At 61.8% G+C, this 10922-nt stretch carries 10 protein-coding genes and 1 pseudogene; 6 read left to right on the top strand and 5 right to left on the bottom strand.

Features of this window, described 5'->3' with window-relative positions; all coding sequences use genetic code 11:
- A pseudogene (locus tag ACQY7U_RS24840) lies at positions 1 to 184 on the bottom strand (hypothetical protein); the annotation flags it as partial.
- Positions 174 to 1121: a glycosyltransferase family 2 protein gene (locus ACQY7U_RS24845; RefSeq protein WP_428650852.1), complete on the bottom strand. Its 948-nt coding sequence runs from the start codon at positions 1119 to 1121 to the stop codon at positions 174 to 176. The pseudogene ACQY7U_RS24840 and the gene ACQY7U_RS24845, both read right to left, overlap by 11 nt.
- A gap of 208 nt (positions 1122 to 1329) precedes the next feature.
- Here ACQY7U_RS24845 and ACQY7U_RS24850 point away from each other — a divergent pair, with 208 nt between their 5' ends.
- The 3 genes from ACQY7U_RS24850 to ACQY7U_RS24860 are packed head-to-tail and all read left to right on the top strand — an operon-like array spanning position 1330 to position 4255.
- Entirely contained in the window at positions 1330 to 2955 is a 1626-nt protein-coding gene (locus ACQY7U_RS24850; protein WP_428650854.1) for a long-chain fatty acid--CoA ligase, read from the top strand.
- Entirely contained in the window at positions 2952 to 3773 is an 822-nt protein-coding gene (locus tag ACQY7U_RS24855) for an SDR family oxidoreductase (RefSeq protein WP_428650856.1), read from the top strand. The genes ACQY7U_RS24850 and ACQY7U_RS24855 overlap by 4 nt, the downstream gene beginning before the upstream one ends.
- 47 nt (positions 3774 to 3820) lie before the next feature.
- On the top strand, positions 3821 to 4255 hold the full coding sequence (locus ACQY7U_RS24860) for a MaoC family dehydratase (RefSeq protein WP_428650874.1): 435 nt from the start codon (positions 3821 to 3823) through the stop codon (positions 4253 to 4255).
- Positions 4256 to 4362: 107 nt separating this feature from the next.
- On the opposite strand, the gene ACQY7U_RS24865 is transcribed toward ACQY7U_RS24860, so the two are convergent.
- The 3 genes from ACQY7U_RS24865 to ACQY7U_RS24875 form a co-directional block, all read right to left on the bottom strand.
- Complete coding sequence (locus ACQY7U_RS24865; RefSeq protein ID WP_428650858.1) at positions 4363 to 6477, bottom strand: 3-hydroxyacyl-CoA dehydrogenase NAD-binding domain-containing protein; 2115 nt, start codon at positions 6475 to 6477, stop codon at positions 4363 to 4365.
- A 118-nt stretch (positions 6478 to 6595) separates the two neighbouring features.
- Positions 6596 to 7066 (bottom strand): tRNA (N6-threonylcarbamoyladenosine(37)-N6)-methyltransferase TrmO, encoded by a 471-nt coding sequence (gene tsaA, locus ACQY7U_RS24870; RefSeq protein ID WP_428650861.1) that lies wholly within the window; start codon positions 7064 to 7066, stop codon positions 6596 to 6598.
- Between the two features lie 30 nt (positions 7067 to 7096).
- Positions 7097 to 7948, bottom strand: a complete 852-nt coding sequence (locus ACQY7U_RS24875; protein ID WP_428650864.1) for a substrate-binding domain-containing protein — start codon at positions 7946 to 7948, stop codon at positions 7097 to 7099.
- A 339-nt stretch (positions 7949 to 8287) separates the two neighbouring features.
- Between ACQY7U_RS24875 and ACQY7U_RS24880 the strand changes: the two genes are divergently transcribed.
- From ACQY7U_RS24880 to ACQY7U_RS24890, 3 genes are all read left to right on the top strand, one after another.
- Complete coding sequence (locus tag ACQY7U_RS24880; protein WP_428650866.1) at positions 8288 to 9223, top strand: ABC transporter permease subunit; 936 nt, start codon at positions 8288 to 8290, stop codon at positions 9221 to 9223.
- A 3-nt stretch (positions 9224 to 9226) separates the two neighbouring features.
- The gene (locus ACQY7U_RS24885; RefSeq protein WP_428650868.1) at positions 9227 to 10486 is read left to right on the top strand and encodes an ABC transporter permease subunit; all 1260 of its coding nucleotides are present in this window, start codon (positions 9227 to 9229) and stop codon (positions 10484 to 10486) included.
- On the top strand, positions 10467 to 10922 hold a 456-nt coding region (locus tag ACQY7U_RS24890), incomplete at its 3' end, for an ATP-binding cassette domain-containing protein (RefSeq protein WP_428650871.1). The genes ACQY7U_RS24885 and ACQY7U_RS24890, both read left to right, overlap by 20 nt.

A 10922-nucleotide genomic window follows, 5' to 3' on the forward strand; every position in this document is an offset into this window, starting at 1 on the left:
GCACGTCGCAATGCTCGGCCAGTTCATCGCGCCAGGGCCGGCCCGGCTTGATGAAGGCAATCTGCTCGATGCCACGTTTGGCGAATGCCCGTGACAGACGTACGAAGAATTTTTCCGCGCCGCCGTCAACACCAAGATGAATATGCGCCAGTTTCCTGGGGGCGGAAGACAAATCAGCTGCCATCAATGACGTCATAGTAGTTATGCGCCCGGCCTATCAGGCCGCGCAGGTTGCCGGAGCCCTTCATCAGCCGGATCAGGCCGTAGTAAAAAAGCTTTTCGCCGCGCTTTTTGGCAAAGGGCTTCATCACGAAGCCGATGAGCGTTGCCAGCAGACCGAAAAACATGCGGCGGAAGCTTTTCGGGATGAAATGCAGAGCTGCCTTGGCGCGGCCTTCGCGCAGCACGATGTTGAAGGCACCCGAGGTTGCCGCCATGTGCATACGGCTGAGCAGCCGGCCGGTGGTGACGCGCGAGGCCGGAATATCTTCTTCCACGAAGGCGTCGTCGACCCAGATCATCTTGGCTCCGGCCGCATGGGTGCGGCGGAAGAAGTCGATGTCCTCGCTGCCGAATGTCAGCCGCTCGTCGAAGCGCAGGCCAAGGCCCTCCTTCGAGACGATACGGGCGCTCAGGAGAACGTTGTTGGTGGGCGCTTCGGTGATCTCGGTGCCGGTCGGGCGCGGTTTCAAGAGCTGCGACTTCCACCAGTGCGGCGCGGGCTTTTCGTAGATACGGCGCACCGGCCCGTTGGCGACTTCCGCCTTGTGGTCATGGCAGGCCTTCAGCAGTTTTTCGATCCAGTCGGGTTCGGCGCGCTCATCGTCATCGATGAGGGCGATCCAGTCCGGGTCGTGTTCAAGGGCGGCTTCCAGCGCGGTGTTGCGGGCAAAGGGAATGCCCTTGCGCTTCTCGTGGTAGAAAAAGACCGGCAGCGAAAGCCGGTTCTTCATTTCCGCGGCCGCCTCGCCGGTGAAATACGGCTCGGGATCGTTTTCGACAACGACGATCGACATCTCGGTCTTGTCCGGTTCGATCATGTTGTCGAGGCTGTGAAGGCAGGCCTGCAGCATTTTTGGCCGCTGCGCCGTGCAGACGGCAATGACCAGTTTCTGGGTCATCAAGAGATCTCAATCATTTCGTTCAGCAGCGGATCGGTTCCGGCAGGGTTTGGCGCAAGAGGCGCGCGCTGTCAAAGGGTTTTGCGGAAATAGACTTTCCAGCTTGCTGGTGCCGCGCTACGGTTTGCCAGGGTCCAGACCCCAGGGTACGTACCCTCATAACCCTTTTATGGGACTGCGAAAGCAGCCGTGTTCTGGGAGGAAACACATGAAGGGATTGATGATGCACCGTCCGCTGAAAATCGCGGACATCATCACCTTCGCCGCGGATACCTACCCGTCGAGCGAAATTGTCTCGGTGCGCACCGAGGGTGATATTCACCGCACGACCTACAAGGAAACCTCGGCGCGAATCTCGAAACTGGCGCACGGATTGCGGAAGCTGGGTATCGGGGAAGGCGACCGGGTCGCGACACTCGCCTGGAACGGTTACCGGCATTTCGAGCTTTACTACGCCATTTCCGGCATCGGTGCGGTCTGCCATACCATCAATCCGCGCCTGTCGGCGGAGCAGATGATCTACATCGTCAATCACGCCAGCGACCGGCTGCTTTTTACCGACGTCACCTTCTTGCCGATCATCGAAAGGCTGCGGCCGCATTTTCCGGACGATCTCAGGGTCGTCATCATGACCGACCGGGCGCATATGCCCGAAACGCCGCTTGATGGAGCGCTGTGCTACGAGGAGGTCCTCGAAGGCGAGGCGAGTGATTTCGACTGGCCGGACTTCCCCGAGGATCAGGCCGCCGGCCTCTGCTACACCTCCGGCACCACCGGCAACCCGAAGGGAACGCTCTATTCGCACCGCTCAACGGTGCTGCATGCCCTCAGCCAGTGCGTCACGATTCCGAAAACCCTTCAGGAGGGAAAACGGATCCTGCCAGTGGTGCCGCTCTTTCACGTCAATGCCTGGGGGCTTCCCTATGGCGCTCCACTTTCCGGGGCCAGTCTGATCTTTCCGGGCGGGGCACTGGACGGCAAGAGCCTGTTTGATCTGATGGATCGGGAAAAGGTCTATTCCGCCTGGGGCGTGCCGACGGTCTGGCTGGGGCTCATGAACGAGATCAACCAGCGCGGACGCCTGCCGGAAGGCTTCGGCGATATCGTGGTCGGCGGTTCGGCCGCCTCGCGCTCGCTTATCGAAGCCTTCGAGAAAATGGGCGTCAATGTCTGCCATGCCTGGGGCATGACGGAAATGAGCCCGCTCGGCACCCAGTGCAACCTGCCCCCCGAAATGGCCGATCTGCCGTTCGAGAAGCGTGTCGACCGGAAACAGTCCCAGGGCCGCCGCGTCTTCGGGGTTGACATGAAGATCGTCGACGACGAAGGCAGGCGCCTGCCCCATGACGGCAAGACGTCGGGGCATCTTTATGTGCGTGGCAATACGATCACCGAGGGCTACTTCGAGGATCCGGAGGCCACCAATCAGGTCTTCGACAAGGAAGGCTGGTTCTGTACCGGTGATGTCGCCGCCATCGACCCGGCAGGCTTCCTTCTGATCACCGACCGCTCCAAGGATCTGATCAAATCTGGCGGTGAGTGGATCTCCTCGCTCGATCTGGAAAACATCGTCATGTCCCATCCCGGTGTCGCCAACTGCGCAGTGATCGCGGTACCGGACGCCAAGTGGGACGAGCGGCCGCTCCTGATCGTGGTGCCAAGGGAAGATGCGCAGCCGCAGAAAGAGGATCTCCTTGGAATGCTCGCCGAGCGGCTTGCCAAATGGCAGGTTCCAGATGACGTCGTCTTCGTGGACCAGCTGCCGCTGACGGCGACGGGCAAGGTTTCCAAACTGACGCTTCGAAAACAGTACGCGGAAGGGGGGGAGGCATGACCCCGGATCTGCTTTTCAGCCTCGCGGGCAAGACCGCGATGGTGACCGGCGGAGCAACGGGCGTCGGCCGGATGGCCGCGGAAGGGCTGGTGGCCGCGGGCGCACATGTATTCATCGCCAGCCGCAAGATTGCTGCCTGCGAAAGGGCCGCGGAAGAGCTGAATGCGCTCGGTTACGACGGCAAGGTTGAAGGCTTCGGTGGCGATGTCGGGACGGAGGAAGGCATCTCCGCGCTGACCGCCGAGGTGGAAAAGCGCACGGACAGGCTGCACATCCTGATGAACAACGCCGGCACCAGCTGGGGCATGCCGCTCGGGGAATTCCCCTACGCGGCCTGGGACCGGATCATGCGGGTGAACGTGACCGGCCTGTTTCAGCTGACACAAAGCCTTTTGCCGCTTCTGGAACGGGCGGCAAGCGATGATAATCCGGCGCGTGTGGTTAATGTCGGCTCGGTCATGGGCGAAACGCCCCATGGCGACCGGGCCTACAGCTACGCGGCGTCCAAGGCCGCCGTCCACCACCTGACGCGCATTCTCGCCAAGGAACTTGCGGAGCGGCGCATCACCGTCAACGCGCTGGCACCGGGACCCTTCGTCAGCAAGATGACGGCCTTTGCGACGGCCGACGAGGATGTGCGGTCCCGTGTCGGCGCCCAGGTGCCTCTCGGCCGGGTGGGGCGTCCGGGGGACATGGCGGCCGCGATGCAGTTCCTGTGCGGCTATGGCGGGTCCTATGTCACCGGTGCGATCCTGCCGGTCAGCGGCGGCATCAATGTCGAAACCGGGCCGGACCTCTTCCGGGAGGCCTATGAGTGAGCGATGAGGTGACGGAACGCGTACTGCCGGTCGAAGACCTGAAGGCAATGATCGGACAGGAAGTCGGCGTTTCTGCGTGGCATCGGGTTGAACAGGCGGACATCGACGCCTTTGCAGCGGTCACCAAGGATCATCAGTTCATCCACGTGGATCCGGATCGCGCAAGGCAGACACCCTTTGGCGGCACCATAGCGCACGGGTTCCTGACGTTGTCGCTCCTGTCGGTCATGGGCGTGGAGGCGCAGCCGAAGATCAAGGGCGCCACCTTTGGCATCAATTACGGCTTCGAGCGTGTCCGCTTCCTGGCTCCGGTCAAGAGTGGGGCAAGGCTGCGTGGCCGTTTTGTCCTCTCGGACCTGAAAGAGCCGCGTCCCGGCGAGGTCGACATCACCTGGCAGGCCACGGTGGAAATCGAAGGCGGCAAACGCCCGGCGCTGGTGGCCGATTGGCTGAACCGGTTCTACGTCGGTGATGATGGCTGATATTGCCTGAGACCCGTATCCGGGGGCGTGCAGGGTTCGATGCCGGGCCATCTGGTGCCCGGCATGCCGTTTTTGCACGGCTAGGGACTGGGCCGGGGCGCGGCCACCTAGCCCTTGCTGTTCATGTCGGCAAACGTCCCGCCGCTTTCCGCCATCTGGCGCAGAAGCGCGGGGACCCGCCAGTAGTAGGCATCCTCCCGGGCGTAGTCCTCGATCCGGCGCACCAGCTCTTTCGCACCGATGACGTCCGCCGTATGCATCGGGCCCCCGCGGAAGCGCGGGAAGCCGTAGCCGTTGAGGAAGACCGCGTCGATGTCGATCGGACGAAGCGCGATGCCCTCTTCCAGCACACGGATCGATTCGGAGATCATGGCGGTCATGAACCGGCTGACGATCTCTTCCGATGAGAAGCTGCGTGGTGTGACGCCGGCTTCGGCGCGCACCGCGTCGATGATGGCAAGGGCATCCGGATTGGGCCGGGGGCCTTCGTCGTCGTAGATATAGAAGCCCTGACCGGTCTTGCGGCCGAACCAGCCATTTTCGCACAGGCGATCGGCGATCGGGATGTAGCGTTCTTCAGCGGGGCGGGTGGCCGCGCGGCGCTTGTTGGCGGCCCAGGAAATATCGAGCCCGGCAAGGTCGGCGACCTGATAGGGGCCCATGGCGAAGCCGAAGCCGCGCATGGCGGTGTCGATCTCTTCCGGGGAAGCGCCGTCCATCATCATGTAGTCGGCCGCCTTCTTGTAGAAGGTCATGATGCGATTGCCGATGAAACCGTCGCAGACGCCGGAGCGCACCGCGATCTTCTTCAGCCGCTTGGCGAGCGCAAATCCGGTGGCGACCACGTCGGCACCGGTCTTGTCCGCGACCACGACTTCCAGAAGCCGCATGACGTGCGCCGGCGAGAAGAAATGCAGGCCGATGACGTCCGCCGGGCGGCTGGTCATCGCCGCGATCTCGTTGATGTCGAGATAGGAGGTGTTGGAGGCTAGCACCGCGCCTTTCTTGGCGACACGATCGAGCGTTCCGAAGATGTCGCGCTTGACGTCCATGTCCTCGAAAACGGCCTCGATGATGAGGTCGGCATCCGCGAGGGCGGCAAGGTCGGTGGAGGTCTTGAGCTTCGAGGACAATATGTCCTCACGCGCGGCAGTAGACAGCTTGCCGCGTTTCACCGCGCCATCCAGGTTCTTCGTAATCGCCGAGATCCCGCGGTCCAGTCCCGCCTGGTCCCGCTCTGTCAGCGTCACGGGCACGCCTGCCAGCAGGGCGGTGGTCGCAATGCCGGAGCCCATGGTGCCGCCGCCGATGACGCCGATGGCATTGATCGGGCGCGGTTCGGATTTGGCTTCCGGAATCTTGGTGACGGCCCGTTCGGAGAAGAAAGCATGGATCAGTCCCGCGCGCTGCGGGCTTTCCATGCATTCGTTGTAAAGGCGGCGCTCTTCCTTCATGCCCTCTTCGACGGGCAGGCCGCAGGCTGCGACCGCGTCGACGCATTTGTGCGGCGAGAACAGCAGCGGTTGGGATTTGGCCAGCTTCGCGCGCATGGCCTCAAGGGCGGCCTCATCCGGTTCGGCGGTCAGCTCACCCGTCTTCCGGGCTGCCAGTGTGCCGTCGATCAGTTCCTGGGCCGACCCGATAGCAATCTCGCGCGGATCTCCTTCGACAATCCGGTCGATCAGCCCGTGCTCCAGCGCGTCCTCAGCGCCAACCGGCTTGCCGGAGGTGATCATGTCGAGGGCTTTCGGAATGCCGGCAAGACGCGGTGCCCGTTGGGTGCCTCCGGCGCCCGGCAGAATGCCGAGGGTGACTTCCGGCAGACCGACCTTGGTGCCCTTCAGGGCCACGCGGGCGTGGCAGGACATGGCGACTTCCAGTCCGCCGCCAAGGGTCGTGCCGTGCAGCACGCAGACAATGGGCTTCACCGATTTTTCGATGAAATTGCACAGCTCCGGCAGCCAGGGGTCGAGCGGCGGCTTGCCGAATTCACGGATGTCCGCCCCGGCAATGAAGGTCCGGCCCTTGGCGTAAAGGGCAATCGCCTGGACGCCGGTGTCTGCCTGGAGGCCTTCGACGGCCGTCCACAGTCCCGATCTGAGGGCATGCGAAGCCGCATTGACCGGCGGATTGTCGAGCGCGATCAGGGCGATCTGGCCGTGCCTTTCTATGGACACGACATCGTTGATACCGGTCTCGCCGGTTTCCGGATTTGCCTGCATGAGAATCTCCCTTATCCGCTTCGGTTGAGCGGTTTTGTCCCGGGATTGTCATTTCCGGGCAGAGCTTGTCAAGCTGGCCCGGGGGAGTAGATGAGAACCAGTCTTGCCGGCCGCGAACCTAACCCGCCGGTTTCGGCGGCGCTTTTGGGGAAAAGGCGCAGCGGTCCGGCTTGAGATCGATCAGGGGCGTGCCGTTGAGACAATCGAGCCCGCGCACGATGACGTTCGGACCGTCTATCGAAACGAGCTTGGCAAGCACGGTGCCGATCGGGTTCGGCCGCATCGGAGAGCGCAGGGCAAAGGTGCCGAAGGTCTTGTCGCTGTGGCCCGGGTTCTGGACAACGAGATCGCGCCGCCCCTTGTCCAGCCAATAGAGGACCTCGACGCTCTCGTAGTTTTCGAGCCCCTTCAGCGCGGCCACCCAGGGTTCGAAGATTTCCAGCCGGCATTCCGGACCGTCGGGCCGTCCCTGGCGCGGACAATCCTTGCGGTCGTCCCACGGCGTATGGATCTTTCCGATAAACGTCAGCCCGGCGTCGTTGGGCTCGGGGGCGGTAACCGTGATTTCGTGCGGGCGGATGTCGTTCATGATGTCCGTAGCCTTGGTTCGCGTTGGTCCTCAGGCCGACAGCCAGCGAACCGATCCGAGAGCCTGAAGATCGTATCCGCCGAGCGCGTCCGCCTTTTCCCTGAAGTCCTCGGTCCGGGCAAATGCCAGGAGTTGCTGGACCGGAGCGGTGAAATAGGACCGGCGATCGATCAGCAGGTCGAATTTCTCCTCCACCAGGGGCAGGAAGGATAACTTGTATTGGCCCGCCATGGCTTTAAGGCCAAGTGCCGCATCCGCTTCGCCGGCGGCCACGGCCGCCGCCGCCTCGCTTTCCGTGTGTGCCTGGCCCTTGCAGCAGGCCAGATCGCTCTCCCCAAGGCCCGCCTCGGACAGCATTCTGGCAAACAGAATGGAGGTTCCGGCGCCCGGCTGGCGCAGCGCTACGCGCTTTCCCTTCAGGTCCCGGACGGAATGGATCTTCCCGGCCAACTCCGGCGAAAGCAGCAGGCCTCTCTGGCGGACGGCCCAGCCGATAAGGACGGCATTGGCCGTGTTCAGGGCGGCGACGGAGGCAATGTTCCAGCTTTCGCCGTCGGGAATATGAAGCCCCGCCAGGGCCGCGGCACCGGATTTGAACTGGTCAAGCCCGTCCCGGCTGCCGTTGCAAAGCGTGGCAAGGCCGCAGCCGGAGGCGCGGATGGCCCAGTCGAGCAGCGGATCGTGGGAGCCCGCGAGCACATTCGGCCGTTCCCGGGGCAGGAGGAGACCCGAGCTGTCGATCCAGGCGCGGATTTCGTCGGCGGGAAACAGAAGCTTGCCCGTGATCCGCCGGTGCGGGATCTCGTCAGCGGCGGCAAGGTCATACACCTTGCGCTCCTTCACCCGCAACAGATCGGCGACTTCCCGGGTGGTCAGAAACATGGGAGGAGTAGTTTCAGTATCGGGCAAGTTGTTTCCTGCTTTGCGTCGAAAATTTGTCGAACATCCCGAAGTGGTACATGGCATCCGGCTCCAAGTGAACTCTTCGCGCACTCAAGGGTCAAAAAATGCAGATCACAAATCAGGATTTTTTAGGGTCATTCGTCATTTTCGCGGAGAATTTTTCCGCAAAACCTGAAAAAATCGAAGGAATGTATTTTTCTGAAGCGGGTTTGGCGAGAGGAATTGTCTCGTTCCGCCTGCCTTGCTAATGAACCTTTAATGAAGACAAAATGTCTCGTCACAAGAAGCGGCAATTGCTTCCGGGGGTAACAAAAAGAAATGGAATACTTCCTACAACAGCTGATCAATGGCGTGACGCTGGGGTCCATCTATGGCCTCATCGCCATCGGCTACACGATGGTGTACGGCATCATCGGCATGATCAACTTCGCCCATGGCGATATCTTCATGGTCGGCGCGTTTATCGCGCTGATATTCATCGTCGCATTCGGCATCACGGCCTCCTTGCCGATTGCCCTGCTGATCCTGGCCCTCATCGGCGTCCTGATCCTGTCCATGGGCCTGACGGCCGTGTGGGGTTGGACCGTTGAACGTATCGCCTACCGGCCCTTGCGCGGTTCCTTCCGCCTTGCGCCGCTGATCACGGCCATCGGGGCCTCGATTGCGCTCCAGAACTTTGTCCAGATTTCGCAAGGCGCGCGCAACAAGCCGCTGCAGCCGCTGATTTCCGGCGGCTTTACCTTGAGCGACGGCGGTGGTGACGGCTCAGGGTTCATCGTGCAGCTTTCCTATACCCAGATCCTGATCATGGTCGTGACGCTCACACTGATGGTCGGCTTCACCATGCTCATCAACAAGACCTCGCTCGGCCGTGCGCAGCGGGCCTGCGAACAGGACCGCAAGATGGCGGCGCTGCTCGGCGTGAATGTCGACCGGACAATTTCGCTGACCTTCGTCATGGGCGCGGGCCTGGCCTCCGTCGCCGGCCTCATGTTCCTGCTGTACTACGGCGTGATCGATTTCTACATCGGCTTCCTTGCAGGGGTGAAGGCCTTCACCGCGGCCGTTCTCGGCGGCATCGGCTCCCTGCCGGGCGCCATGCTCGGCGGACTGCTCATCGGCCTCATCGAAACCTTCTGGTCCGGCTATTTCTCCGTTGAATACAAGGACGTCGCGGCCTTCTCTATCCTCGCCATCGTGCTGATCTTCATGCCCGAAGGTCTGCTCGGCAAGCCGGAAGTGGAGAAGGTCTGATCCATGACTGCAAAATCCGACAATCTCTTTATGGAGTCGCTGAAGGATGCGGCGGCCGGGGGAGTGATCGCGCTCGCCCTGTTCAGCATCCTGATCGGCATGAAGGCCGAAGTGGCCAGCGGACTGGGCGGGCAGCTCGGCATCGAATACCGCTGGTTGGTGGTCGCCATTGCGGTGGCTGTCGTTTTCGGCGGACGGCTTCTTCTGAACCTCTTCGTCTGGAAGTCCGACAAGCCGCTGACCAAGTCGGCCGGCAAGCTGCTGCCGAAAGCGCAGGTGTTTGCACCGCTCGGCAAGTTCGCGGCACCGGTCTTCCTGATCATCGCGGTGGTTTTGCCGTTCCTGCTGATGTCGATGTACGGCGCCAGGGGCTCGCGCCAGTATCTTGACCTTGCCATCCTGGTGACGACCTATGTCATGCTTGGCTGGGGTCTGAACATCGTGGTGGGGCTGGCCGGTCTCCTTGATCTTGGTTACGTCGCCTTCTACGCGGTCGGCGCCTATTCCTACGCACTGCTCGCCCATTACTTCGGCTTTTCCTTCTGGATCTGCCTGCCGCTCGCCGGCATCCTGGCGTCGTTCTGGGGTATCATTCTCGGGTTCCCCGTCCTGCGGCTGAGAGGCGACTATCTCGCCATCGTGACGCTGGCCGTGAACTTCATCGTGCAGGGCGTCATTTACAACATGACGTTTGTCGGGGGGCCGCGCGGCCTCAACGGTGTGCCGTTGTGGAGCAACTTCCATTGGGTGATGATCGCTGCGATCTTGTCGCTGGTGGTCATTTACCTGCTGGTCAACTCTACCTTCGGCAAGGGGATTACCGCCATCCGCGAAGATGAGATCGCCGCTGAACTGATGGGCGTCAACACGCGCCGCGTCAAGCTGGTGGCGTTTATGGTTTCGTCGTTCATCGCGGGCGTTGCGGGCGGTTTGCTGGCGCACTATCTCGCCTCGATCAACCCCAGCAGTTTCAACATCCTAAAATCAACCGAATCGCTGGTGATGGTTTACCTGGGCGGCATGGGCAGCATTAGCGGCTCGGTCATCGCAGCGATCATCTTCACCCTTCTGGTCGAAGCCCTAAGCCCGCTGAAGATACTCAAATGGGTGGTCATCCCGTTGATCCTGATTCTGCTCATGCTCTACCGCCCGCAAGGTCTGTTTGGCAACCGGGAGATTAAATTCAACCTGCTCGGCGGCAAACAAGCGAAACAATCCATCGAGACGATAACGGAGGCTGGCGATGCCGCTGCTGGAGATTAACCAACTAACTCACTATTTCGGCGGGCTGCGCGCCGTCGGAGACTTCAATCTGCGCCTGGAGCCTGGCGAACTCGTCGGCCTCATCGGCCCAAACGGTGCCGGCAAGACCACGGTGTTCAATCTGGTGACGGGCGCGTACCGCGCCAGCGAAGGCAGCATCAACTTCGAAGGCCAGGAACTTGTCGGCAAAACGCCGCACGTCATCAACGGGCTGGGCATCGCGCGGACGTTTCAAACGATCCGGCTGTGGAACGAGATGACGGTGCTCGACAATATCAAAGTGGCCCATCACGGCAGGCTTTCTTACTGGCTGGCCGAGATCTTTCTTCAGTCGCAGCGTATGCGAAGGGAGGAGGAAGAAATCGAGGCGCACGCCGTTGAGCTGCTGCGCCTGTTCAAGCTGGAGCGCTACGCCTACGAGCCGGCCAAGAACCTG

Source organism: Roseibium sp. (genome assembly GCF_050301095.1).
In the GTDB taxonomy this organism is placed as follows: domain Bacteria; phylum Pseudomonadota; class Alphaproteobacteria; order Rhizobiales; family Stappiaceae; genus Roseibium.